The sequence below is a fragment of the Delftia sp. DS1230 genome, from assembly GCF_040112715.1.
In the GTDB taxonomy this organism is placed as follows: domain Bacteria; phylum Pseudomonadota; class Gammaproteobacteria; order Burkholderiales; family Burkholderiaceae_C; genus Comamonas; species Comamonas tsuruhatensis.
This window is the reverse complement of record NZ_CP157763.1, coordinates 4,886,091-4,909,303: the sequence shown is the minus strand read 5'-3', so window position 1 is coordinate 4,909,303 and position 23,213 is coordinate 4,886,091. Positions and strand designations below refer to the sequence as shown.

General features: G+C 65.2%; 20 protein-coding genes. 9 read left to right on the top strand and 11 right to left on the bottom strand.

Annotated elements, in window-relative coordinates:
* Positions 1 to 63: 63 nt before the first annotated feature.
* The 5 genes from AAN986_RS22105 to AAN986_RS22085 all read right to left on the bottom strand — a co-directional run bounded on the left by AAN986_RS22105 (position 64) and on the right by AAN986_RS22085 (position 4,815).
* Positions 64 to 1,110 carry a hypothetical protein gene (locus tag AAN986_RS22105; protein WP_047219229.1) on the bottom strand — a complete coding sequence of 349 codons (1,047 nt, stop codon included), beginning with the start codon at positions 1,108 to 1,110 and terminating at the stop codon, positions 64 to 66.
* Positions 1,101 to 2,141 (bottom strand): hypothetical protein, encoded by a 1,041-nt coding sequence (locus tag AAN986_RS22100; protein WP_016454313.1) that lies wholly within the window; start codon positions 2,139 to 2,141, stop codon positions 1,101 to 1,103. Before AAN986_RS22100 ends, AAN986_RS22105 begins: the two co-directional genes overlap by 10 nt.
* Before the next feature lie 474 nt (positions 2,142 to 2,615).
* Complete coding sequence (locus AAN986_RS22095; RefSeq protein ID WP_241150423.1) at positions 2,616 to 3,212, bottom strand: hypothetical protein; 597 nt, start codon at positions 3,210 to 3,212, stop codon at positions 2,616 to 2,618.
* Between the two features lie 348 nt (positions 3,213 to 3,560).
* Positions 3,561 to 4,328: a hypothetical protein gene (locus AAN986_RS22090; RefSeq protein WP_047219243.1), complete on the bottom strand. Its 768-nt coding sequence runs from the start codon at positions 4,326 to 4,328 to the stop codon at positions 3,561 to 3,563.
* Between the two features lie 22 nt (positions 4,329 to 4,350).
* On the bottom strand, positions 4,351 to 4,815 hold the full coding sequence (locus AAN986_RS22085; RefSeq protein WP_034390960.1) for a low molecular weight protein-tyrosine-phosphatase: 465 nt from the start codon (positions 4,813 to 4,815) through the stop codon (positions 4,351 to 4,353).
* Here AAN986_RS22085 and AAN986_RS22080 point away from each other — a divergent pair.
* Together AAN986_RS22080 and AAN986_RS22075 are read left to right on the top strand one after the other, a co-directional pair.
* Positions 4,814 to 5,149: a hypothetical protein gene (locus AAN986_RS22080; protein WP_241150424.1), complete on the top strand. Its 336-nt coding sequence runs from the start codon at positions 4,814 to 4,816 to the stop codon at positions 5,147 to 5,149. The genes AAN986_RS22085 and AAN986_RS22080 overlap by 2 nt on opposite strands.
* Positions 5,150 to 5,599: 450 nt before the next feature.
* Positions 5,600 to 6,202: a hypothetical protein gene (locus tag AAN986_RS22075; RefSeq protein ID WP_241150425.1), complete on the top strand. Its 603-nt coding sequence runs from the start codon at positions 5,600 to 5,602 to the stop codon at positions 6,200 to 6,202.
* Between the two features lie 41 nt (positions 6,203 to 6,243).
* Here the strand turns inward: AAN986_RS22075 and nirD are convergent, their stop codons facing one another.
* The 3 genes from nirD to AAN986_RS22060 form a co-directional block, all read right to left on the bottom strand.
* On the bottom strand, positions 6,244 to 6,585 hold the full coding sequence (gene nirD / locus AAN986_RS22070; RefSeq protein WP_047219231.1) for a nitrite reductase small subunit NirD: 342 nt from the start codon (positions 6,583 to 6,585) through the stop codon (positions 6,244 to 6,246).
* Positions 6,586 to 6,617: 32 nt separating this feature from the next.
* Positions 6,618 to 9,134 carry a nitrite reductase large subunit NirB gene (gene nirB, locus AAN986_RS22065; protein WP_047219232.1) on the bottom strand — a complete coding sequence of 839 codons (2,517 nt, stop codon included), beginning with the start codon at positions 9,132 to 9,134 and terminating at the stop codon, positions 6,618 to 6,620.
* A 251-nt stretch (positions 9,135 to 9,385) separates the two neighbouring features.
* A complete protein-coding gene (locus tag AAN986_RS22060) occupies positions 9,386 to 10,393 on the bottom strand; it encodes an AraC family transcriptional regulator (protein ID WP_047219233.1) in 1,008 nt (335 codons plus the stop codon).
* A 162-nt stretch (positions 10,394 to 10,555) separates the two neighbouring features.
* On the opposite strand from AAN986_RS22060, the gene AAN986_RS22055 reads away from it, so the two are divergent.
* Genes AAN986_RS22055 through AAN986_RS22035 form a run of 5 tightly spaced genes read left to right on the top strand, consistent with a single transcriptional unit; the run spans position 10,556 to position 15,581 of the window.
* Entirely contained in the window at positions 10,556 to 11,404 is an 849-nt protein-coding gene (locus tag AAN986_RS22055; protein ID WP_047219234.1) for a TauD/TfdA family dioxygenase, read from the top strand.
* 29 nt (positions 11,405 to 11,433) lie between these two features.
* Positions 11,434 to 12,492 (top strand): 3-keto-5-aminohexanoate cleavage protein, encoded by a 1,059-nt coding sequence (locus AAN986_RS22050; RefSeq protein WP_047219235.1) that lies wholly within the window; start codon positions 11,434 to 11,436, stop codon positions 12,490 to 12,492.
* Positions 12,493 to 12,506: 14 nt separating this feature from the next.
* Positions 12,507 to 13,475 (top strand): tripartite tricarboxylate transporter substrate binding protein, encoded by a 969-nt coding sequence (locus tag AAN986_RS22045; RefSeq protein ID WP_013803809.1) that lies wholly within the window; start codon positions 12,507 to 12,509, stop codon positions 13,473 to 13,475.
* A 39-nt stretch (positions 13,476 to 13,514) separates the two neighbouring features.
* Positions 13,515 to 14,486 (top strand): quinone oxidoreductase, encoded by a 972-nt coding sequence (locus AAN986_RS22040; protein ID WP_013803808.1) that lies wholly within the window; start codon positions 13,515 to 13,517, stop codon positions 14,484 to 14,486.
* A gap of 12 nt (positions 14,487 to 14,498) precedes the next feature.
* Positions 14,499 to 15,581 carry an AraC family transcriptional regulator gene (locus tag AAN986_RS22035; protein ID WP_047219236.1) on the top strand — a complete coding sequence of 361 codons (1,083 nt, stop codon included), beginning with the start codon at positions 14,499 to 14,501 and terminating at the stop codon, positions 15,579 to 15,581.
* Positions 15,582 to 15,585: 4 nt separating this feature from the next.
* Here the strand turns inward: AAN986_RS22035 and AAN986_RS22030 are convergent, their stop codons facing one another.
* The 3 genes from AAN986_RS22030 to AAN986_RS22020 are packed head-to-tail and all read right to left on the bottom strand — an operon-like array spanning position 15,586 to position 18,536.
* Entirely contained in the window at positions 15,586 to 16,644 is a 1,059-nt protein-coding gene (locus tag AAN986_RS22030; RefSeq protein ID WP_047219237.1) for a 3-keto-5-aminohexanoate cleavage protein, read from the bottom strand.
* 57 nt (positions 16,645 to 16,701) lie between these two features.
* Positions 16,702 to 17,547, bottom strand: coding sequence for a TauD/TfdA family dioxygenase (locus tag AAN986_RS22025; protein ID WP_016450763.1), 846 nt, complete (start codon positions 17,545 to 17,547; stop codon positions 16,702 to 16,704).
* 20 nt (positions 17,548 to 17,567) lie between these two features.
* A complete protein-coding gene (locus tag AAN986_RS22020; RefSeq protein WP_047219238.1) occupies positions 17,568 to 18,536 on the bottom strand; it encodes a tripartite tricarboxylate transporter substrate binding protein in 969 nt (322 codons plus the stop codon).
* 246 nt (positions 18,537 to 18,782) lie between these two features.
* On the opposite strand from AAN986_RS22020, the gene AAN986_RS22015 reads away from it, so the two are divergent.
* Together AAN986_RS22015 and AAN986_RS22010 are read left to right on the top strand one after the other, a co-directional pair.
* Positions 18,783 to 20,003 carry a porin gene (locus AAN986_RS22015; protein ID WP_047219239.1) on the top strand — a complete coding sequence of 407 codons (1,221 nt, stop codon included), beginning with the start codon at positions 18,783 to 18,785 and terminating at the stop codon, positions 20,001 to 20,003.
* Positions 20,004 to 20,087: 84 nt separating this feature from the next.
* On the top strand, positions 20,088 to 22,622 hold the full coding sequence (locus AAN986_RS22010; protein ID WP_047219240.1) for an FtsX-like permease family protein: 2,535 nt from the start codon (positions 20,088 to 20,090) through the stop codon (positions 22,620 to 22,622).
* Positions 22,623 to 23,213 lie beyond the last annotated feature (591 nt).

Genomic DNA, 23,213 nt, shown 5'->3' with positions numbered 1-23,213 from the left:
CCCTCGGATAAATCCGAAAATTGGATTGTGGAGTCTCTCTTTGGGGAAGCTCTGATGGAGAGATCACTTCTCCAAGCCTGTCTTATGGCGCTCCATATTTTCCGATGCAGATTTTATGGCGGGTATATAAGAATAGCTGGTCATGAACTTATCAAGATTCTCAAGGCCTATTTGGTGATCTTTGCTTGCTATCACTTTCTTCATGATTTTTAATCCAATATCCGGAGAAATGGATAGCGCCAGCAGCTCTCTGGGATCTATGAGTGGATTTTTGAAGGGGGCAGAAAGAATATCCACGGAATCTGCCCCATTGAGGATTGACTCAACGTTTGCTTTGGCCATGGCCCATTCATTGTATTGAATGGCTTCTGTCAGGCTGAAACTGAAAGGAGCGCCGGAAAATTTTATGGGATGGCTGTTTATGTAAACCAATAGTTCTTGATCTATGATCTTTTTTCCGTTGCTTTCTGTTATGCCGGATATGTAATTGTATAGCACAATATTTGAATATTCGTCCCCTGTGTTTAAACCGTTTTTGATCATCGCTTTGTCGTCAAAAAGAAAACCCATGTGTATAGATTCTCCAGCATATTCTGCGGTGGTCAGGATCCCATTTTTCAGTCCCAAGTCGAGAACTCTGATGGCTTCGGAGGCGTTATCCAGACTATTGAGTGATCTCGTATAGTCGAAAATTGCGGATTTGACTATGTCTTTGGATCTGTTGCTGTCAATGACGCTAAGCAGTTCTTGGCGGAGGGATTCTCTGACCTCTCTGCGTTGGGTCGATCGAATGATGTTGTGAAGCCGGTTAGTTGCTTGCAATTTCTCATCGTGGGATAACGGATCTGCAAGAGATGTGCGAAATCTATCAATTTCATCCTGAATGAATGCGGAAGTCTGGGATGCACTTGATTGTTGCTGTTCCACTGTGACTTGATTCGCATTTTGTGTGTCTTCGTTTGCTGTGCTTTTTGATTGTTGATTAAAAATTTCGGTCTTTACATTTGGTGTGATGTGGTTCTGCGGTTTTAAAGATTCGTTTATAAATAGATAGGCTGCATATAATGCGGCGACAATGATGGAGTAAGATATTATTCGCTTCATTGCCATTGCTTGAGTTTGTTGTACAAGGCAGCAGGTGCTTTGACATTGGCTCCTGTTGCATCAATATATTTTTGATACCATGAGGCTATATTTGCATCAATAATTCGTAAAGGTAGCCATCGGCCCTGAATGTGTGAGTGAGTATGTGATCCAGGACTTCGAACCGTTGCGCCCATAATATCCGTTATAAAAGTATCACACCGATATCTTCCTTTCGTCGGAGGCCAGGTTACGTATTTATTCCAGTCCCTGCTGGGTGGAATATTCACCGTAGGCTCGGCTGGAGTAACGTAAGGTGTCACAACATATGTTGCACCTATGACATATATTTGATTTGCTCTCGCAACCATCGCATACAAGGCTGGGTAAGATTGCTTGTTAGCTCTTGGTCTGTCAAAATCCTCTGTGCATGCAGAAGAGAAGCAAGAGAGTACGTTATGGGCAGGCCATTTGGTTCTGCTTATTGGCCAAACTTTGCTGCGTTTGAAAAAATTCTCGTAGTTGTTTTTCTGAACAACCTGCGGCTCGTTGAGAACTTCAATTACGGAAGTTCCATCCCATATTCCGATGTGCCCGGCACCTTCGATAACTGGCCAATCTAGATTTCTCGCAACTATGTCTCCGACATAATATGGGCGCTCTTTAATTCCGTCGCCAGGGAACTTGATTTTTACAGGTGAGTTGTTCAATTGCTCGACGAAACCATTACGTCCTATGGAGTAAACTAGAACTCTGTGTTCCTGTCCGTCTTTCAAGTCTTCAGTAAGATTTATGGGTATGGAGAAACCATGCGCACTGTGGCTGCCAAGGCAAGCCGATCCTACAGCGGGTTCCCTGATTATATTTGCGCTGCTCCCACCAAGAAATTGGTTGTCATCGCGCCAAACGTGTACGGCCACTATGTCATTCGGAAATCTGACATCACACGCCCAGCCAGTAACCATTGCGACCGAATAGTTGTCAATGTATCCTTTTGAAAATACATTGTTTGCATAGATGAGAAATGCAAGAAGGAAATAGTATTTTATATTGCGCATGGAATTTCATTTCAATTTTCGGTTGATATATGAATGCGGCGGCAATAGATGTCGTAGATTGCCTAGAAACCAAAGATACTTGGATTTTCATACGCGAGGAATTCATGCTATTCTCTATGCGTCTCGTTGAAAATAAGACAGCTCCTATTTTTCTTTGTTTTTGAAGGAAAAATAGGAGTGTTCCTAGTTCGGGTGCGCGGAGCTAGGTGGTGAAGCCATATGGCGGCATCGCGTTAATGCCGCAGACAAGGCTCTGCCGAAACCAATTTGGCAGTTTGGGCTGTTCACGGTTGTGAACAGCAAAAATGGGCGTTGCGAGACGATCGCTCCGCGTGCGGCAAATGCCAGCAGGCTAAGAAAGCCCCAATTTCGAGAGTCGAACCAAAAGTCGACGCCATGCCATTGATAGCCCGAGGCCGGGCGGCAGACCCGGCCTTTTCTCTTCTTGCATTCGTTTTTCAGCGCTCGGCCTTTTCAATCCATATCCGGATCCTCGTCGCAGCCCGAGCCATTGACGGAGCACATGGAACCTATCTTGATTTTCCGCATGGGCTGCTTGGCCAGCCTTTCACAGCGCGACATTTGCTCGGCATACATATCGTCCATGTGCGTGCCGTCAATCATGATCACCCCATTGCGAATGATGGGCTTTGCCTGACCATCGGCAAGGGCGAAGGCCATTTTCCTGAGAAGAAAACCGGCATGGTGGCAAGGGCCCAGGGCCATAGCAATCCTGGCCATTTCAGGATCAGGAACCCGATTTTTGGCCTGCGTCAGGCTGTCCATCTTTTCCATGAAAGCCCCATCGTTCTGCGCGATCTGCCCCACCAGCTTGGTCATGCCCGCCTGATTGCGCTTTTTCACAAGATCCGCGATCTGGTCCTCCAGGCGTCTTGCCGCAGCGGCATCACCGAATGCAGCCAGAGAGGCAGATAGTGCATCGTTCTCGGCCGCCGATGCTACGTTCGGCACACACAGTACAGCGCTCGCAGCCAGCAAGGCGGCCATGATCCGGCGAATCCGTATTGCGCCTTGCGGCCGCAGGCGTTCTCCCAATGCAATGGTGTTCATGTTCTTTGAAGTTGGATTGAAATGAAAATCTCCATTGCGCAGACGCAGTGGAGAAGAAGGGCTTGGGCGGGAATGGCCAAGCCGCCGAACTCTATCTCAATATGCGAATGGATATCCAGGCATCAGCCAGTCAATTGCTTTGTCGCACCACCAGCTCATGACCCAGATCCAGGCTTGGCGATTCCCCGGCCTCTGCGCGCATCCATTGCAGCAGCATGCGCGCACCTTCGGTGCCCACGCGGCCAAGCGTGCGGGCAGGGGTGGATTGTGGTGGCGGGTGGGCAGGGCTATGGAGGCCGTGCCGCTGCTGTGATCGGGGCAGTTGCCGGGGCAGGTGGGGCCTTGGGCTCAACAAGGCAAGACTTCGAATGCCGAACCAAAAGACGATGCAAGGCCGTTGATGGCCCGTGTGCACACGCGTGCCCGGTTGAATGCGATGTCGCACAGCAGCGCGATGGCAAAGGCCAGATAGGCCATGTAGGCCAGGCCGATGTAGCTGCCAAACACAATGGTGTGCAGCCAGTCCTGTGCGAACAGATACAGCATGGCAGTCACCGCCGAGGCGGTCACCAGCACGATGGCGGGCAGTGCCAGCTGCAGCCCCGCCCGCCTGCGTCGCGCCGTCACGCCGGCGAGGGCCAGAAACACCAGCGCATTGGACGCAGTGAAGATCCTGAACTCCCGCACCAGGCTGGCCGTGGTCTGGTGGTAGGCCGACTCGATGAATTCCACCAGCCGGGCGCGCATCTGGATCAGCGATGCCAGCTGGGTGGCCTGGCGCTGCTGCGTGTAGACGGCATTGCGCTTGCGGCATTCGCAGTCGGCGCGGCGCATGTCGGTCATGACCGAAGCCAGCTTGTCGGGAATGCCTGCCTCGATCTCGCGCCGCACTGCGGCGATCTCGCTATCTGTCCTGCCCAGCGCCTTCTGGGCCAGGCCCGCCATGCGCGAGCCTGAAAGCGCATCCAGCTGGGTGCCCAGCCTGCGCTCGATCTCGATGCGGATGATCTCCTTGCCCAGGCTCTCGACCAGCAATGGCGAGGAAAACGACAGGGCGAAGGCTGCGCCGAACACAAGCGTGCCCAGGATGCCGAAGCAAAGAATGAGGGTTCGCATGCGCAAGCGGGGCGGTGGCTTGTCAACCCTTGCGCGGCGCCATGCCCAGCGTGGCCAGCAGCCCCGCGCAGGCGTCTTCCACCAGGTCCAGCACGTCCTCGAAACCCCGGTCGCCGCCGTAATATGGGTCGGGCACTTCGCGCGCGGTGTGCTCGGTGCAGAAGTCCGTCAGCCGCTGTACGCGGTGCCATTCGGACTCGGGGCAGATCCTGCGCGCTGCAGATTCGTTGGCGCCATCCATCACCAGCACCTGGTCGAATGCCGTGAAGTCCTCGGCCCGCAGCTGCCGCGCGCGCTGCTGCGAAAGGTCATAGCCGCGCCGCGCGGCATGGGCTTGGGAGCGGCGGTCGGGTGCCTCACCCACGTGGTAGCCGTGCGTGCCTGCGGAGTCCACTTCGATGCGGCCCGCCAGGCCCGCGTCGGCCACCATTTTCTCGAGCACGCCATGGGCCGTGGGGCTGCGGCAGATGTTCCCTGTGCAGACCATGAGGATTCTTTTCCTCTTTGTGGCTGGCCTGCTGCCAGCTGACTGTTCCCGAATCTGTTCCATAAACCTCCCTGTGGGTAACGGGCTTCACGACATTTCGATGGCCTGCGATGCCCAGGCGCTCGCCGGCATTTTCCACGCCCCGCACCTGATCTGCCGGGCCGCTTATGCTGCGCCCATGGTGGAACTGCTTTGTTTCTGGATGGCCCGGGTGGGCGCGGCCCTGCTGGAGTTGCGGTTGCTGCGCAGCAGCGACGGCGGCTTCAGGGTGATGCTCATCACGGCGGCCATCGTGGTCATCGTGTGCCTGGCGTTGCTGTCCTTCTACGCCTGAGCCCGCAGGGCGGGCGTTTTCGGGCGCCCTGTTAGGCGGATTTGATGATGCCGCGCCGCCGGCATGGGACGTGGCTGAACTCAATGCAGCGCCATCTTGCACGCCAGTGCGGATTCGTCGGTCACCGCGCAAAAGAGGCATCAAGCATGTGCCCCGACTTTTCCCGGCACGTAAAAGTGTATTGAACGCTCAAGGCATCAACGCTTGCCAGTCATTAATTGACGGCATTTTTTTATTGAGCAAATCAATTGTTATCTCTGGAATTTTCAGAATATATTTTTGGCGTCTGTGCTTGAGTTAATAGATTTGGGTAATTGCTTTATTCAGGCTGTTTCATTGTTTTTATTAAATATCTGAAGGAAAAGTTGATGAAAATAAAAGCTCTTGCCGCCAGCGTGTGCCTTTCCTTCTCGGGCCTTGGCCTCGCATTGGCGGATACCTAGTACACCTATGTTCGGCGTCAACTACAACGATGCCCATGCCCCTTACACCACAGCCATGAGCCTCAGCGGCTCGATGGTCCTGCCTGCGACCCTGCCGGCCAGCCAGACGGACATCGTCATCGGCCCGGGAACGTCCTACCCGATCAGCAGCTGGTCGTTCAGCGACGGCGTGAATACCTATACGCAGGCCAATGCGCAGATCATGGCTGGTATTTCGATCGGTGATCCGCCGCGCTTCAAGGTTTCTACCGATGGCAGCGGCAATATCACTGCCTGGAACCTGGCGATGGTTTCACCCGCTGCGCCCCATGTCCCAGGCCAGCCGGTGGACGCTTTCAATATCGCCTCAGGCTCGGGGGACATCGCTGGTGACCATTCGGACACCACATGCGTCTTGTTGAATGGCAATGTGTGCAGCCAGGTGCTTGATGGTGGTACAGGATTCACTTTTTCGCCTGCCCAAGGCAGCTGGAGCATGCAACCCTACATTCCCCCGCAGCCCGGCCCGGTGGCGGTGCCGCTGCTGGGGTGGCCTGCGCTGCTGGCGCTGATGGGCGGCGTGGCCGGTCTTGCAGCGTGGCAACGGCGCAGGGATGGTGTGGGAAGGTAGGCACGCAGGACCTTCCTGCGCGGCTGTGCTCCGCACGAATCTCAATGCAGCGCCACCATCAACTGCCCGTTCTCGCTGCGCACCGCATGCACGCGCACGGAGTGCTCGGGCGCTTCCAGGCATTCGCCGGTGGACAGGTCGAAGTGGTGCTTGTAGATAGGCGAGGCGACGACGACGCGCTCGCCCAGGCTGCCGACCAGGCCGCGCGCTAGCACGCTGGCGCCGCAGCGCGGGTCCACGTTGTCTATGGCGTAGAAGCGGTCGTCGCCGATGCGAAAGACCGCCACATGGCGGCCCTGGACGAGGGCGCAGACGCCCGTGTCGGGGACGATGTCCTGGGTGGCGCAAACGGGCAGCCAGTGTTCTTGGGAGGCATGTGCCATGGCGGGTCCTTGTCGCGGGTCTCTAGGGGGTGTCAGGCCGTGGCCTCGCTGCGCTCCTCGGAGCGCGCCGGGCGGATCTGGCCGCGCTCCTGCACGAAGACGATGTGCTCGTCGGGCTGGTCGCTGTTGATGAAGCTGCGAAAGCGCTGGCGCACCTCGGGCGTGGTGACGGCGGTCTTCCACTCGCATTGGTAGGTGTCCACCACATGCTGCATCTGGGCCTCGAGTTCGGCGCCCAGGCCCAGGCTGTCGTTGACCACCACGTCCTTGAGGTAGTCCAGGCCGCCTTCCAGGTTTTCGCGCCAGGTGCTGGTGCGCTGCAGGCGGTCGGCCGTGCGCACGTAGAACATCAGGAAGCGGTCGATGAGCTGCAGCAGCCTGTCCTTGGACAGGTCGGAGGCGATCAGCTCGGCATGGCGCGGCTTCATGCCGCCGTTGCCGCAGACGTAGAGGTTCCAGCCCTTGTCGGTGGCGATCACGCCCACGTCCTTGCCCTGGGCCTCGGCGCATTCGCGCGTGCAGCCCGAGACGCCGAACTTGATCTTGTGCGGCGCGCGCAGGCCCTTGTAGCGGTTTTCCAGCTGTACGGCCAGGCCCACGCTGTCGTCCACGCCGTAACGGCACCAGGTGGAGCCCACGCAGCTTTTGACGGTGCGCAGCGACTTGCCGTAGGCATGGCCGGACTCGAAGCCGGCGGCAATCAGCTCCTCCCAGATCAGCGGCAACTGCTCCACGCGGGCGCCGAACAGGTCCACGCGGGCGCCGCCCGTGAGCTTGGTGTACAGGCCGTATTTCTTGGCCACCTGGCCGACGGCGATCAGGCCGTCCGGCGTGACTTCGCCGCCGGGCATGCGCGGCACCACGGAGTAGCTGCCGTCCTTCTGGATGTTGCCCAGGTAGTAGTCGTTGCTGTCCTGCAGGCTGGCCAGCTGGGGCTGCAGCACGAACTCGTTCCAGCACGAGGCCAGGATGCTGGCGGCCAGCGGCTTGCAGACATCGCAGCCCAGGCCCTTGCCGTGTCGGTGCAGCAGCTCGTCGAAGGTCTTGATGTCGCCCACGCGCACCAGGTGGTACAGCTCCTGGCGCGAGTGCGGGAAATGCTCGCAGACATGGTTGTTGACGGCCATGCCGCGCCGGGCCATCTCGGCCTTCATGACCTGGGTGGCCAGCGGCACGCAGCCGCCGCAGGTGGCGCCGGCCTGGGTGCAGGACTTGAGCTCGGCCATGGTGCAGGCGCCTTCGCCCACAGCCGCGCAGATCTGCGCCTTGGTGACGTTGTTGCACGAGCAGATCTGCGCCGTGTCGGGCAGGGCGTCCACGCCCAGGCCGGGCTTGGCCTTGCCGTCGCTGGAGGGCAGGATGAGGAACTCGGGCTCCTCGGGCAGGGCGATGCTGTTGAGCGTCATCTGCAGCAGCGTGCCGTACTCATCGGCATTGCCCACCAGCACGGCGCCCAGCAGCTGGCGGCCGTCCTCGCTGACCACGATCTTCTTGTAGACCTGCTTGCGCTCGTCGATGAACTGGTAGTTGCGGCTGCGCGGCGTCTTGCCCTGTGCGTCGCCGATGCTGGCCACATCCACGCCCATGAGCTTGAGCTTGGTGCTGAGATCGGCCCCGCCGAAGGCGGCCTCGGCCTCGCCCGCAATGTGGCGGGCCGCCACGCGCGCCATGTCGTAGCCGGGTGCCACCAGGCCGAAGGTCTGCTCGCGCCAGGAGGCGCATTCGCCAATGGCGTAGACGCTGCGGTCGCTGGTGCGGCAATGGTCGTCCACGGCCACGCCGCCGCGCGGGCCTATGGCCAGGGCGCATTGGCGCGCGATCTCGTCGCGCGGGCGGATGCCGGCGGAGAAGACGATCATGTCGGTCTCCAGGTGCGTGCCGTCGGCAAATACCATGCGGTGGCGTGCCGTGGCGCCGTCGGTGATCTCCAGCGTATTGCGGCCCGTGTGCACCTGCACGCCCAGGTCCTCGATCTTGCTGCGCAGCACGCGGCCGCCGCCGTCGTCCACCTGCACGGCCATCAGGCGCGGGGCGAACTCCACCACATGGGTCTCCAGGCCCAGGTCGCGCAGGGCCTTGGCGCATTCCAGGCCCAGCAGGCCGCCGCCCACCACCACGCCGACGCGTGATTTCGCGGCCGAGGCCTGCATGGCCTCCAGGTCCTCGATGGTGCGGTAGACAAAGCAGTGCGGCCGGTCGCGCCCCGGCACGGGCGGCACGAAGGGCGCCGAGCCCGTGGCCAGCACCAGCCTGTCGTAGGAGATGACTTCGCCATCGGCCGTGGTCACGGTGCGCTCGCGCCGCTCCACGGCTGCCGCCCTGGCCGCCAGGCGCAGCGTGAAGCCGCTGGCCTCGAAGAAGCCGGGCGCCACCAGGCTCAGGTCCTCGGCGCTCTTGCCGGAGAAGAATTCCGACAGGTGAACACGGTCGTAGGCGGCGCGCGGCTCCTCGCACAGCACGGTGACGTTCGCATCTGCCACCCCCAGGGCATGCAGCTGCTCGAGAAATTTGTGGCCCACCATGCCGTGGCCGATCACAACGATGTTCATCTGGCGTCCTGCGTTGCGCATCCAGTGTTTTGCGGGCCGCAGGCCAGGGCCGGCGGGTCAGGGCTGCCAATGCAAGTGCCGTGCCAGCACCGCTGCGCGGTGCCTGCCCGTGGTGCACGCTGTCTGGTGCGCAGACAGCGTGCACCGCAATGCGCCCGCCGCACCGCGCAGGGGCGGGGTGCGCCGTGGTGGTGCGTCAAGTGCGATCAAGTGCGCCAGGTCCGCCAGGTGCGCCAGGAACGCTGGGTACGTCAGGCGCGAGGCAGTCCCTGCGCGCGGCTGCGCCAGGCCTCGGGCGCGCAACCGAATTGCGCAGCGAACCAGCGCGTGAAGGCGCTGTGGCTGGCATAGCCGAGCATGGCGGCGACCTGGCCCACGCTGTAGTGGGGGTGGTCCAGGTAGCGCAGGGCCAGTTCGTGGCGCACTTCGGTCAGCAGCTCGCTGAAGCTCAGGCCCTCTCGGTCCAGTTCGCGCTGCAGCGTGCGCAGGCTGCGCCCCATGCCCTGCGCCACGCCCGCGCAGGTGGCGTTGCCCGAGGGCAGCAGCAGGTAGATGACCCGGCGCGCCTGATGGCCCACGGAGGCGGCACGGTGGGCCGGCATGGCCTCCACCAGCCGCAGCGCATAGCGCGCCAGCGCGGGGTCGGCCAGCGGGTTGGGCTCGTCCAGGTCGGCGGCGCGGCAGGCGATGCCGTTGAACTCGGCGCCGAACGTGATGCGGCAGCGGAACATGCGGCGGTGCTCGGACAGGTCGGCCGGTGGCGCGTGGCTGAAGCTGACGCCCTGCGGCCGCCAGCGCTCGCGCAGCAATGCCTCGCACATGCGCCACAGCACGCCCATGGCCAGTTCCACGGACTGGCGCATGGCGCCGTGCAGGACGAAGTCCTCGCGCAGGATGACGATGTCCCCTGCATCCTCCAGGTGGATCAGCAGCGATTCGTTGACCAGGTGCATGTGCGCGACCAGCGTGTCCAGCGCATGGCGCAGCGTGGGCTGGTGCTGCAGCAGCAGGCTCACGGCGCCGAAGCTCGACAGCTGGCGGTGCCGGGCCATGCGCAGGCCCAGGGACTCGCAGCCCGTGGACTGGGCCGCGTCTTCCAGCAGGCGCGCGACGATGGCCACGTCGATCAGCTGGTCCTGCTCGCGCAGCAGCGCGGGCCGCAGGCCGGCCTGGCGCAGTGCCTTGTCGGGGTCGCCGCCCAGTTCGCGCATGACGTCCGAAAAATGGGTCAAGGCCGCCGCGCGCACCATGGTGACCATGCTTGCCCTCCTGTCAGTCCGTGGCCTGGTGGCACGAAATGCAAAGAGGATGGCATGGCTTGCAAAGTCCGCGGAACCGGGTTTTCCTACATTGCAGACACCGGCCCCACGCCGGGCGGACCGTGCCGCCACGGGCCTTCACAACAATGACAGGAGACAGGCATGCGCATAGAGCCCATGACATGCGCCATCGGCGCCGAATTGCTCGGCGTGCGGCTGGCCGACGCGGTGCGCGACGACGCGCTTTTCTCGGAGATCCGGGCGGCGCTGCTGCGCCACAAGGTGCTGTTCCTGCGCGACCAGGGCCTGGCGCGCGCCGAGCACGTGGCCTTTGCGCGGCGCTTCGGCGAGCTGGAGGACCATCCGGTGGCCGGCAGCGACCCCGAGCATCCGGGCCTGGTGCGCATCTACAGGACGCCCGAGCAGCCCAACGACCGCTACGAGAATTCCTGGCACTGCGACGCCACCTGGCGCGAGGCGCCGCCCATGGGCTGCGTGCTGCACTGCGTGGAATGCCCGCCCGTGGGCGGCGACACCCTGTGGGCCAACATGGCGCTGGCCTACGAACGCCTGCCGGACGCCGTCAAGGCGCTGATCGCGCCGCTGCGCGCGCGCCACAGCATCGAATGCACGTTCGGCGCGGCCATGCCCATCGAAAGGCGGCTGGCGCTCAAGGCCCAGTACCCCGATGCCGAGCATCCCGTGGTGAGCACCCATCCCGAGACCGGCGAGAAGGTGCTGTTCGTGAACGGCTTCACCACGCATTTCACCAATTTCCATACGCCCGCCAATGTGCGCGTGGGCCAGGACTTCACGCAGGGCGCCTCCGGCCTGCTGCAGTACCTGATCGGCCAGGCGGCCATCCCCGAGTACCAGGTGCGCTGGCGCTGGCGGCCGGGCAGCGTGGCGATCTGGGACAACCGCGCCACCCAGCACTACGCGGCCATGGACTACCCGCCCAGCCACCGGAAGATGGAGCGCGCTGGCATCGTCGGCACGCCGACCTTCTGAACCACGATCACGACACAAGGAGACATGCCATGAATTTTCTCGACGGCCACCTGTTCCCCGAAAACCAGCAGCCTCTGATCATCACGGCCGCGCCCTATGCGCCCTCGTGGCTGCCCTCGGACTTTCCCGGCGAGATCGCCGTGACCATGGAAGAGCAGATCCAGAAGGCCGTGGACTGCTACAACGCCGGCGCCACCGTGCTGCACCTGCATGTGCGCGAGCTGGATGGCAAAGGCAGCAAGCGTTTGTCGAAGTTCAACGAGCTGATCGCCGGCGTGCGTGCGCGTGTGCCCGAGATGATCATCCAGGTGGGCGGATCGATCAGCTTTGCTCCCGAGACGGACGGCGCGGCCGCCAAGTGGCTGTCCGACGACACGCGCCACATGCTGGCCGAGCTGCAGCCCGTGCCCGACCAGGTCACGGTGACCATCAATACCTCGCAGATGAATTTCCTGGAGCAGTTCGATGCGCGCGACATACGCGGCACCTCCATGGAGGACCCGGCCGTCTTCAATGCCTACAGGGAGATGACCGTGCCCGCCCAGCCCGGCTGGGCCGAGGAGCACATCCGGCGCCTGTCCGCCGCCGGCATCCAGAGCGCCTTCCAGTGCTACAACATCAACAGCTTCGAGTCGGTGGAGCGGCTCATGCGCCGCGGCATCTACAAGGGCCCGCTGGTGATGAACTGGGTGGCGATCGGCGGCGGCATGGACGCGCCCAGCATCTACAGCCTGGCCCACTTCGTGCGCGCCGTGCCCGACGGCGCCGTGCTCACCGTGGAAAGCTCGGTGCTCAACGTGCTGCCCGTGAACATGATGGGCATCGCCATGGGGCTGCACGTGCGCTGCGGCACCGAGGACAACCTCTGGAACCAGCGCCGCACGGCCAAGATGGGCACGGTGGCGCAGATCGAGCAGCTGGTGCGCATCGCAGGCGAGTTCGGCCGCCCCATCGCCACGGCGCAGCAGGCTCGGGAGATCTGCCGGATCGGCCAGTTCTACGGCACCGTGGAAGAGACGCTGGCGGCCAACGGCTTCGCGCCCAACCGCAACGGCGCCCAGCAGGGGTTTCTGCGCAAGGCCGCCTGAACCGGGAGCCCATGATGCAACGCATGCCCCCCTGGACTGCCATCGCCCTGGCCGCCTCGCTGCTGGCCGGTGGCGCCCACGCCTTCGGCGACAAGCCGGTCCGGCTCATCGTGCCGGCGCCGCCCGGCGGCACCATCGATGTGTTCGCGCGCATCATCAGCGATCAGCTGGCGCAGGAGATACGCCAGCCCGTCATCGTCGAGAACCGGCCCGGCGCCGGTGGCGCCATCGCCGTCAAGCACATGCTGTCCCAGCCGGCCGACGGCAGCACGCTGCTGGTGACGGTGACCAACATCCTCACCGAGGTGCCCCATGTGCTCAAGGTCGGCTTCGACCCCATGAAGGACGTGCGGCCCGTGGCGCAGATGGCGCGCTCGGTGATGCTGTTCATCGCCTCGCCGCAGTTTCCCGCGCGCGACGGGGCCGAGGCCATCGCCTACGTGAAGGCCCACCCGGGCACGCTGTCGTTCGCCTCGTACAGCCAGGGCACGGCCTCGCAGTACGCAGGCGCCATCCTCAACAGAAGGGCCCACCTGGACATGGAGCATGTGGCCTTCCCGGGCTCGGCGCCCGCGCTGGCCCAGGTCATGGGCAACCAGATCCCGCTGATGTTCGACGGATCGGTCACCTCCAAGCCGCTGATCGCGGGCGGCAAGGTCAGGCTGCTGGCCGTGGCCTACAAGAGCCGGCTGCCCGACTACCCGCAGGTGCCCACGCTGGCCGAGCTGGGCTACCCCGAGGTGGATTTCAGCAACTGGAGCGGCGTGTTCGCCTCGGCGCAGACGCCGCGCCCGCTGCTGGAGAAGATCCACGGCGCGCTGGCCCGGGTCAACGCCCGCAAGGCCGTGCGCGAACGCTATGCGGGCACGGGCTTCGAGCCCGTAGAAGGCGATCGCTCGCTGGAGCAGATGTCCACCGACCTGCGCACCGAGTTCGACCGCAATGCCGAGATCGTCCGGAACTTCGACATCCGGCTCAACTGATGCAGGGTGCCCCACGCAGGCGCTACACAAGGAGACTCCATGGCAAAGGCCATACGCTTTCATACCACCGGCGGCCCCGAGGTGCTCAGGCTGGAGCATGCCGAGGCCGGCGCGCCGGGACCCGGCCAGGCGCGCGTGCGCCACAGCTTCATCGCCGTCAACTTCATCGACATCTATTTCCGCACGGGCCGCTATCCGCTGGCCCTGCCCAACGGCCTGGGCTCGGACGCCGTGGGCGTGGTCGAGGCCGTGGGGGAGGGCGTAACCGAAGTGCGGCCCGGCGACCGCGTGGGCTACCTGATGGGCCCGCAGGGCGCCTACAGCGATGTGCGCGTGATGCCGGCCGAGGTGCTGATCCCCCTGCCCGACGGCATCAGCGACCGCACGGCGGCCACGCTGATGATGAAGGGCATGACGGCGCAGTACCTGTTCCGCCAGGTCCATCCGCTGCAGGGGGGCGAGACCATCCTCTACCACGCGGCGGCCGGCGGCGTGGGGCTGATCGCCTGCCAATGGGCGCGGGCCCTGGGCGTGACCATGATCGGCACGGTGAGCACCGACGAGAAGGCCGCCGCCGCGCGCGCCAACGGCTGCGCCCACGTCATCGTGACCTCGCGCGAGAACACCGTCGCTCGCGTGATGGAGATCACGGGCGGCAAGGGCGTGCCCGTGGTCTATGACTCGGTGGGCAAGGACACGCTCATGGATTCGCTGGACTGCCTGCAGCCGCGCGGCCGGCTGATCAGCAACGGCACCTCGTCGGGCTCGGTGGTGGTGGACTCCCAGCTGCTGGCCTCCAAGGGTTCGATCTGGATGACGCGGCCCGCGATGGTGCACTACATCCAGCCGCGCGCCCACATGCTGGAGATGGCGCGCGAGCTGTTCGACCATGTGCTGGCCGGGCGCATCGCCAGCGAGCCCCAGCAAAGCTTTGCGCTGGCCGATGCGGCCCAGGCGCACCGGGCGCTGGAGTCGCGCCGCACCACGGGCGCGACGGTGCTGATTCCCTGAAATGGACCTGCCATGCAGACCCCTGCGCTCCATGCCATCGGCACCGTGGCCGCAGGCCGCAGGCCCGTCACTTGCGGCCTTATCCGCAGTGCCAGCCTGCATGGCTATGCCGACCTGGTGAAAAGCCTGGGCCATGATCCCGCCGTCCTTGTGCGCGCGGCGGGACTGTCGGCGCGCCTGCTCGACGACCCGGAGACGCTGATTCCCATCCATGCCGTGCGCGAGCTGCTGGAGGTGGCCGCGCGCACCACGGGAACGCAGGATTTCGCGCTGCGCCTGGCGGCGCGGCGCAGCCTGTCCCACCTGGGCCCCATCAGCCTTGTGCTGCAGCAAGAGCCCACGCCGCGCCAGGCGCTGGACACGCTGTGCCGCTACCTCAAGCTGCTGAGTGCGGGCATGTTCGTACGCATCGAGGACGCGGGCTCCGGGGTGCTGGTGCGCCAGGACCTGGTGCCCATCGCGGGCATGGCCATGCGCCAGTCCATGGAGCTGGCGGTGGGCGTGATGTTTCGCGTGCTGCGCGAGCTGATCGGCGCCCAGTGGCGCCCGCAGCAGGTCAGCTTCGTACACCGCGCACCGGCCGATGCATCGGCCCACCGTGCCTTCTTCGGCATGACCCCTTTGTTTGACCAGCCTTTCAACGGCATGGTCTGCCGCCTGGCGGACCTGCAACTGCTGCGCGAATGCGGCCAGGCGCAGGGCTCGGGCGTTGCGCGCTTTGCGCGAAGCCATCTGGAGCAGGCGCTGCGCAGCCGGGGCGAAGGCATGCAGGCGGCCTGCAGGGAGCTGATCATTGCATTGCTGCCGGGCGGCCGCTGCACGGCCCAGCAGGTGGCGCGCCACCTGGGAATGGACCGCCGCACGCTGCACCGCCGCCTGCTTGCGGAGGGGCAGACTTTCTCGGCGCTGCTCGACACCCTCCGCAGGGAACTGGTGCTGCGCCATCTGCAAGACGGTAGCCAGCCCCTGGGCGAGGTGGCGGGCCTGCTGGGGTTTGCCGCGCCCAGCGGCTTTTGCCACTGGTTCCGGGCCGCTTTCGGCGCCAGCGTCTCGGACTGGCGCAGGCGCGGGCAGGGACGGGTTGGCGAGGCCTAGTGCGTCAGGCGGTCTTGCGCAGAAATCCCTGGTTGCCGCCGTTGCGGTTGGGCGCGAAGCCGTTGGCCGCCAATGTCTCTTCGGCGGTGTCGTAGAACACGCCAATCTTGCTGATGGTGCGCGCCTGTTGCGCCGTGGCGATGGGGCGGCCGAACTCGCGCGCGATGCGCACCAGCTGTTCGATCTGGGAGACCGTGCTGGCCTTGGCGCTGCGCGACTGGTTCCACAGGCAGTCCTCGGTGCCGCAGCGCACGTGCAGGCCCATGGCGATGCCCATCATGTTCACGGGAAGCACGTTGCGCACATTGCTTTCCACGGTGAGCACGGCGCCATCGGGCACGGCACGCACGAAGTTGGCCAGGCTGTAGATGCTCGGCGCGTCCATGCCGCCGCCAATCGCCACCCAGTTCATCACCAGCGGGCCCTTGTAGATGCCGCGGCGCATGAGCCGCTCCACGGACTCGAAGCTGTTGATGTTGTAGCACTGGAAGGCGCTCTGGATGCCGGCGGCCGACAGGCGCCGGATGTGCTCCTCGGCCCAGCCGGGCTGGGCGGGCACGGTCATCTCCTTGTAGGCGTCGAAGATGGCGGGCTTCTCGCGCGAGGTGCCCCTGAAGTCCGCGTCCTCGGCCTGCTCCGTCACGTTCATCTGCGAGGTATTGACGGTCACCGTGACCTGGTCGGGCACGGGCTCCAGCTCGGCCAGCATGTGGCGCGTGTCATCGGACAGCCACTTGGCGGCCGCGCCTTCGGTCTCCGGCGCGAAGCTGATGGAGCCGCCCACCTGGATGATCATCTCGGGCACACGCGCACGCACGCCGGCGATCAGCTCGTTGAACTTCGACAAACGCTTGCTGCCTTTGCCATCCAGCTCGCGCACATGCAGATGCAGCACGGTGGCGCCGGCGTTGTAGCAGTCCACGGCCTTCTGGATCTGCTCGTCCATGGTCACGGGAATGTCTTCGGGGAAATCGCCGGGCAGCCAGCCCGGCGCATAGGGCGCGGCCGTGATGATCAGGGGCTGCTGGTTTTCGGGGAACAGGTGGCCATCGAGAAAATTCATGGGACGCTCCGGTGGGTGGGGGTGGGGGGTAGGTGTGGAAAGAGTCTGTGCAGGGCCTCAGCGCGGGATGTCGCCGACGATGCCCGCGCGCTCCATGCGGCGGGGCGCCGGGTAGTAGTCGTTGAGCGCGTAGTGCTGGGTGCTGCGGTTGTCCCAGACGGCCACGTCGCCGGGCTTCCAGGACCAGCGCACCTGGTATTCGGGAATCGTGGCGCGGCTGATCAGGTAGTTCATCAGCAGCGCGGCGCCGGGCGCCTTGTCTATGCCGTGGCGCACGTTCTCGGGCGTGCTGTAGTTGACGAAGTGGGTGCTGAAGCCCGCGCCCACGAACAGCAGCTTCTCGCCGGTCTCGGGGTGGGTGCGCACCACGGGATGCTCCACGGGCGGGTGCTCGCTGGCCAGCCGCGCGCGCGCCTCGGGCGCCATCACGGCACCGAAGGTGTGCTCTATGCCGGCCTTGGCGCGCAGGCCGTCGATGCTGCGCTTGATGCTCTCGGGCAGCTCCTCGTAGGCCTTGACCATGTTGACCCAGATGGTGTCGCCGCCGATCGGCGGGCACTCTATGCAGCGCAGCACCGCGCCCATGGCCGGGTTGGGGCGCCACAGGCCATCGCAGTGCCAGGTGTTTTCGTAGCTGTGCGGATCGTCGCTGCGGTAGATGCGCACCAGGCCAGGGTGCTCGGGATCGCTGCCTGCCACGGGATGGTCCTCCAGTGGGCCGAAGCGGCTGGCAAAGGCCACATGTTCGGCGCGCGTGATGTCCTGGTCCCGGAAGAACAGCACGCGATGGGTCAGCAGCGCGGCGCGGATGTCCGCGAACAGTGCGGCGTCGCGTGCGGCATCGCCGAGATGGATGCCGGAGATTTCGGCGCCGATGGCGGGGGTGATCTGTCGGATCTGCATGGTCGGTGTTTCCCTGGAAGTCAGTTCGCGGTGATCTGGTATTTCTTCACGATGCCGGCGTTGCGCTCGGACATCTGGCGTGTCTCGCGCTGCAGCGCGGCGGTGTCGGTGAGCACCTCGGGCTCCAGCCCCACGTCGGAGAGCTTTTGCTGCACGGCCGGCGCGCTGGCCGCTTTCCCGATGGCGGCGCGCAGGCGTTCCATGGTTTCGGGCGGCAGGCGGGCCGGCGCGATCAGGCCCACCCAGCCGCGAAACTGCAGCTCGGGGTAGCCGAGTTCGGCGGTGGTCGGCACCTGGGGCAGGTGGCGCGAACGCCGGGGGCCGGAGAACGCGTAGGCACGCAGCTTGCCGGCCCTGATCAGGGGCACCGAGGTCAGCATGCCGTCGAACATGACGTCCACCTGGCCGCCCAGCAGGGCCTGCACGGCCGGCGGCGAGCCCGCGTAGCCCACGTGCTGCAGGTCCAGGCCCGCCTTGTCGCTGAGGATCAGGCCGGCGTAGTGCGACACGGTGCCGGGGCTGTAGCTGGCAAAGCTGGTCTGGCCTTTGCGTGCCTTGAGCTGCGCGAGCAGCTCCTGCATGTCCTGGGCGGGCTGGCTGGCCCCGGCCACCAGCACCACGCCCGAGCGGGCCAGCGAGGCCAGGGGCACCAGGTCCTTGAGCGGATCGAAGGGCATCTTGATCACATGGGGGATCTCGGCCAGCAGATTGCTTGCGCCCACCAGCAGCGTCTGCCCATCGGCGGGCGCCTGCAGCAGGGTCTGCATGCCCAGCAGGCCGCCCGCGCCCGGGCGGTTGTCTATCACCACGGCCTGGCCTGTTTCAGACGCGAGCTGCTGGCCCACGACGCGCGCCACGATGTCCATGGTGCCGCCCGGCGGTGCGGGCACGATGAGCCTGAGCGGCTGGCGGCTCCAGGCCGTACCGGCGATGGCGATGGTGATGGCGCAGCCCGCGAGCAGCGTGGCGATGGCGTGGGGCAGTCTCATATCCGTGTCTCCTTGTTCCGTGTTCTGGCATCCAGTATCGAAAGCCCGCTTTCCCGGGACTTGCCATTGGGGGACAGGCATTTGCCTTGTTGGGACAAATCCATGGCAACCCTGACCAGGGCAACCCGCGCATGTCGTGAATTGCAAAACCGTTGGCATGAACTGCCAAGAAGCGGCGCGATGGCGTTCCTAGAGTCGATTCGTGGCGCAGGACCGCGCCAGCCCCACGACGAACAGGAGACCTCCATGCCCCGACTTCACCCCCATCCCTGCGGCCTGCACGCGCTGGGCCTGCTGTGTCTGACAGGCGCGGCCGCCGCCCAGGCGCCCACCTCGGTCACGCTGTTCGGCGTGATGGACGCCGGCATCAGCCGCTACAGCGTGCGCAGCGAATCCTGGGACACGGGCCCCGCGCGCTCGGCGCGGCAAAGCACCTGGGCGCTGTCGCCTTCGGGCAACCTGGCCAGCCGCATCGGCATACGCGCCAGCGAGGACCTGGGCGGCGGCCTCATGGCCGGCCTGTGGCTGGAGGCGCCGGTGGCCAATGACACGGGCGGCGGCGCGCTCAACTTCGGGCGGCGCGCCACCATCAGCCTGTCCGGGCGCCTGGGCGAGCTGCGCATGGGGCGCGACCACACGCCTTCGTTTCTGAACGACTGGGCCTTCGACCCCTTCACCGTCAACGGCGTGGGCACCAACCTGATCGCCGTGGTCAACAGCAACCTGGCCATCGCCCGCGCGCTGGCCACGGGCGGCCTGCTGGGCGGCGGGCTGTCGGCGGGCACGGACACCTATCTGCGCGCAGGCAATTCCATCGGCTATTTCCTGCCGCCGGGCCTGGGCGGCGTCTACGGGCAGGCCATGTACGCCTTCCCCGAGAACAGCTCGAAGCGGGGGCGCTACGCGGGTGCCCGCATCGGCTGGGCCATGGGGGCGGCCGATGTGGCGCTGGGCTATGGCGAGAACACCCTGGGCACCTCGGGCGCCGGCGCGGAAAAGATCCGGTCGCTGAACCTGGGCGGCTCCTATGACTTCGGCCCGGTCAAGCTGTTTGGCGAATGGTCCGGCGTGCGCAACGAGCGGCGCGACGCCGGCACGCTGGCCGCCATCAACGACCGCTACCTGGGCGTGCTGGCCGGTGTGAACATCCCCGTGGGCCAGGGGGCGCTGCGCGCCTCCTATGCACGTGTGCAGTTCAGGAATGGCCAGGGCCTGGCCGACGGCGATTCCTCGGTGAACAAGCTCGCCCTGGGCTATGTGCACCCGCTGTCCAAACGCACGGCGCTGTACGCCACGGTGTCGCGCATCAGCGTGGGCAACGGGCGCAACAACCCGGGCGTGATGGGCGTGACGCCGCTGGTGGTCAGCAACCCGGCCATCCTGCCCCAGCCCGGCTACCTGACCACGGGCGGCATGCAGCCGGCCGGCGCGCTCGGGCTGGACCTGGGCCTGCGGCTGATGTTCTGAACGGCTGGGCCAATCGTTCTGAACGGCCGTGCCAATAGCCGTGGCGCCCGGGTGCCCATCTTCGCCTGCGCTAATCTGCGCGGCATGAATGGATCTTCTGCATGGACCTTGGGTTGGCGCACCCTGTGGCGCGACCTGCGCGCGGGCGAGTTGCGCCTGTTGATCGTCGCCGTGATGCTGGCCGTGGCCGCGCTCAGTTCGGTGGGCTTTTTTGCCGACCGGCTGCAGGCGGGGCTGCAGCGCGATGCGCGCCAGCTGCTGGGCGGCGACGTGGTCGTGGTCGGCGACAACCCCACGGCGCCGGCCTTTGCCGAGCGCGCACGCGCCGAAGGGCTGCAGGCCCTGGAGACATCCAGCTTCCCGACCATGGCGCGCGCCAGCGACGCGCAAGGCGGCATGAGCCGCCTGGTGGCGCTCAAGAGCGTGCCCGAAGGCTATCCGCTGCGCGGCAGCCTGCGCGTGGCCGATGCCCCCGGCGCGGCCGACCGGGCCACGCGCGAGATACCGGCGCGGGGCGAGGCCTGGGTCGATGCGCCGCTGCTGGAGTCGCTGGGCATAGGCGTGGGGGACATGCTGCTGCTGGGCGACGCCCAACTGCGCGTGGCGCGCATCATCTCCATCGAGCCCGACCGGGGCGCGGGCTTCATGAACTTTGCGCCGCGCGTGATGATTACCTCCGCCGACCTTGCCGCCACGGGCCTGGTGCAGCCGGCCAGCCGCATCACCTACCGCCTGGCCGTGGCCGGCGCGGGTGATGGCTCCGAGCCGGCCGTGCAGCGCTACCGCGTCTGGGCCGAGCAGCAGGCCAAGGCGCCCGGCGTGCATGGCGTGCGCGTGGAGTCGCTGGACAGCGGCCGCCCCGAGATGCGCCAGACACTGGACCGCGCCGAGAAGTTCCTGAGCCTGGTCGCCCTGCTGGCGGCGCTGCTGTCGGCCGTGGCCGTGGCCCTGGCTACGCGCGGCTTTGCCAACAGCCACCTCGACGCCTCGGCCATGCTGCGCGTGCTCGGCCAGAGCCAGCGGCGCATCGCGGGCGCCTACACCGTGGAGTTCGTGCTGGTCGGCCTGGCCTCCAGCGCCGCGGGCGTGCTGCTGGGCTGGGCCATCCACCATGTGTTCGTGCTGCTGCTGGCCGGGCTGGTGGAAACCGCCTTGCCCGCACCAGGCCTGTGGCCTGCGGCCTTCGGCGTGGGCATGGGGCTGACCCTGCTGCTGGCCTTTGGCCTGCCGCCCGTGCTGCAGCTGGCGCGCGTGCCGCCGCTGCGCGTCATGCGCCGCGACCTGGGCGCGCTCAAGCCTGCCTCGGTGGTGGTGCTGGCCGTGGGCGTGGCAGGCTTTGCGGCCTTGCTGCTGGCGGCCAGCCGCGACATCAAGCTGGGCCTGATCGCCGTGGGTGGCTTTGCCGTGGCCGTGCTGCTGTTCGCGGCCCTGGGCTGGCTGGCCGTGCAGGTGCTGCGCCGCCTGGTGCACGAGAGCACGGCGCCGCGCTGGCTGGTGCTGGCCACGCGCCAGATCGCTGCGCGCCCCGCCTATGCCGTGGTGCAGATCAGCAGCCTGGCCGTGGGGCTGCTGGCGCTCATGCTGCTGGTGCTGCTGCGCACCGACCTCATCGGCAGCTGGCGCCAGGCCACGCCGGCCAATGCGCCCAACCGCTTCGTCATCAACGTGCAGCCCGAGCAGGCCGACGGTTTCCGCGCGGCGCTGGACAAGGCTGGCGTCACCTCCTATGACTGGTTCCCCATGATCCGGGGGCGTCTGGTCACCGTCAACGGCAAGCCGGTCAGCCCCGACGACTTCAGCGAAGACCGTGCCAAGCGCCTGGTGGACCGGGAGTTCAACCTCTCCACCACGGCGCAGGCGCCCGCACACAACCTGATCACGGCGGGCACCTGGACGCCTGGCGCCAAGGGCGAGATCAGCGTGGAGGACGGCATTGCCGAGACCCTGGGCCTGAAGCTCGGCGACACGCTGGGCTTCGACGTGGGCGGCGTGCCCAGCGAGGCGCGCATCACCAGCCTGCGCAAGGTGGACTGGGGATCGATGCGGGCCAACTTCTTCGTCATCTATCCCGTGGACCACCTGGACGACGTGGCCGTCAGCTACCTGGCCGCCTACCGCGCGCCGGACGTGGCGGGCTTCGACAACGCCCTGGTGCGCGAGTTTCCCAACATCACCAACGTGGACCTGAGCACCACGCTGGCCCAGGTGCAGCGCGTGCTGGACCAGGTGATACGCGCGGTGGAATTCCTCTTCGGCTTCACCCTGGCCGCCGGCCTGGTCGTGCTCTTCGCCGCCGTCACCGCCACGCGCGAGGAGCGCGCTCGCGAGTACGCCATCATGCGCGCCGTCGGTGCCCAGGCCCGGCTGCTGGCGCAGGTGCAGCGCGCCGAGCTGGCCGGCGTGGGCCTGCTGGCGGGTTTCCTTGCCAGCTGCGCGGCGGGGGCCGTGGGCTGGGCCCTGGCGCGCTGGGTGTTCGAGTTCAACTGGACCGTGCCTTGGTGGGCTCCGCTGGCGGGGGCTGTTGCCGGGGCCTTGCTGGCCTGGATGGCGGGGTGGTGGGCGTTGCGGGAGGTGTTGAGGAGGCCTGTGATGGATACGTTGAGGCAGGTGGCTGAGTAGTCTTTGTGTTCTGTTTTTTGCCCCTGCCGGGCGGTTTCTTTTCGAGGCCGGGTCTCGGCCCGGCGGCCGACCTACTTTCTTATCGCGCGATAAGAAAGTAGGCAAAGAAGCGCGCCCCAAACTGCCCACGACCCCTTCGCTTCGCTACGGGGCGACCTGCGTTGGGCGGGATGCGGGGTGCGCCGTGAAACTCGTTACGCGCTGCGCGCTTCACTCAAACATCACGGCGAGCTAGACAACGAAGCAAGCCTGTCCTTCGGCAGGCTTGCCACCCCGCATCCCGCCCAACGCAGGCGTGGACAGAAGGGGGGGAGGCTGGGGAACAGCCAACAGCCAACAGCCAACAGCCAACAGCCAACAGCCAACAGCCGGCGCCATCACTGCGTTCGGCTTCAAACCAGGGGCCGAGCGAAGCGAAGGCCCGGGCAAACTCCCCGTATGTCAGCGCCTGCGGCGTGGTGGTTGCGGGGTTGCAGTCCTGCCGAAGGACAGGACTGCTTCGTGATCTGACTCGCCGTGATGTTTGAACGTAGCGCGCAGCGCGAAGAGAGTTTCACGGCGAACCCCGCAACTGCCACGACGCAGGTTGCC

What these genes read in the sequence shown, in the direction of transcription:
- AAN986_RS22105 (WP_047219229.1), bottom strand. Translation starts at nt 1,110, where the DNA reads ATGGCAATGAAGCGAATAATATCTTACTCCATCATTGTCGCCGCATTA.
- AAN986_RS22100 (WP_016454313.1), bottom strand. Translation starts at nt 2,141, where the DNA reads ATGCGCAATATAAAATACTATTTCCTTCTTGCATTTCTCATCTATGCA.
- AAN986_RS22095 (WP_241150423.1), bottom strand. Translation starts at nt 3,212, where the DNA reads ATGAACACCATTGCATTGGGAGAACGCCTGCGGCCGCAAGGCGCAATA.
- AAN986_RS22090 (WP_047219243.1), bottom strand. Translation starts at nt 4,328, where the DNA reads ATGCGAACCCTCATTCTTTGCTTCGGCATCCTGGGCACGCTTGTGTTC.
- AAN986_RS22080 (WP_241150424.1), top strand. Translation starts at nt 4,814, where the DNA reads ATGAGGATTCTTTTCCTCTTTGTGGCTGGCCTGCTGCCAGCTGACTGT.
- AAN986_RS22085 (WP_034390960.1), bottom strand. Translation starts at nt 4,815, where the DNA reads ATGGTCTGCACAGGGAACATCTGCCGCAGCCCCACGGCCCATGGCGTG.
- AAN986_RS22075 (WP_241150425.1), top strand. Translation starts at nt 5,600, where the DNA reads ATGTTCGGCGTCAACTACAACGATGCCCATGCCCCTTACACCACAGCC.
- nirD (WP_047219231.1), bottom strand. Translation starts at nt 6,585, where the DNA reads ATGGCACATGCCTCCCAAGAACACTGGCTGCCCGTTTGCGCCACCCAG.
- nirB (WP_047219232.1), bottom strand. Translation starts at nt 9,134, where the DNA reads ATGAACATCGTTGTGATCGGCCACGGCATGGTGGGCCACAAATTTCTC.
- AAN986_RS22060 (WP_047219233.1), bottom strand. Translation starts at nt 10,393, where the DNA reads ATGGTCACCATGGTGCGCGCGGCGGCCTTGACCCATTTTTCGGACGTC.
- AAN986_RS22055 (WP_047219234.1), top strand. Translation starts at nt 10,556, where the DNA reads ATGCGCATAGAGCCCATGACATGCGCCATCGGCGCCGAATTGCTCGGC.
- AAN986_RS22050 (WP_047219235.1), top strand. Translation starts at nt 11,434, where the DNA reads ATGAATTTTCTCGACGGCCACCTGTTCCCCGAAAACCAGCAGCCTCTG.
- AAN986_RS22045 (WP_013803809.1), top strand. Translation starts at nt 12,507, where the DNA reads ATGCAACGCATGCCCCCCTGGACTGCCATCGCCCTGGCCGCCTCGCTG.
- AAN986_RS22040 (WP_013803808.1), top strand. Translation starts at nt 13,515, where the DNA reads ATGGCAAAGGCCATACGCTTTCATACCACCGGCGGCCCCGAGGTGCTC.
- AAN986_RS22035 (WP_047219236.1), top strand. Translation starts at nt 14,499, where the DNA reads ATGCAGACCCCTGCGCTCCATGCCATCGGCACCGTGGCCGCAGGCCGC.
- AAN986_RS22030 (WP_047219237.1), bottom strand. Translation starts at nt 16,644, where the DNA reads ATGAATTTTCTCGATGGCCACCTGTTCCCCGAAAACCAGCAGCCCCTG.
- AAN986_RS22025 (WP_016450763.1), bottom strand. Translation starts at nt 17,547, where the DNA reads ATGCAGATCCGACAGATCACCCCCGCCATCGGCGCCGAAATCTCCGGC.
- AAN986_RS22020 (WP_047219238.1), bottom strand. Translation starts at nt 18,536, where the DNA reads ATGAGACTGCCCCACGCCATCGCCACGCTGCTCGCGGGCTGCGCCATC.
- AAN986_RS22015 (WP_047219239.1), top strand. Translation starts at nt 18,783, where the DNA reads ATGCCCCGACTTCACCCCCATCCCTGCGGCCTGCACGCGCTGGGCCTG.
- AAN986_RS22010 (WP_047219240.1), top strand. Translation starts at nt 20,088, where the DNA reads ATGAATGGATCTTCTGCATGGACCTTGGGTTGGCGCACCCTGTGGCGC.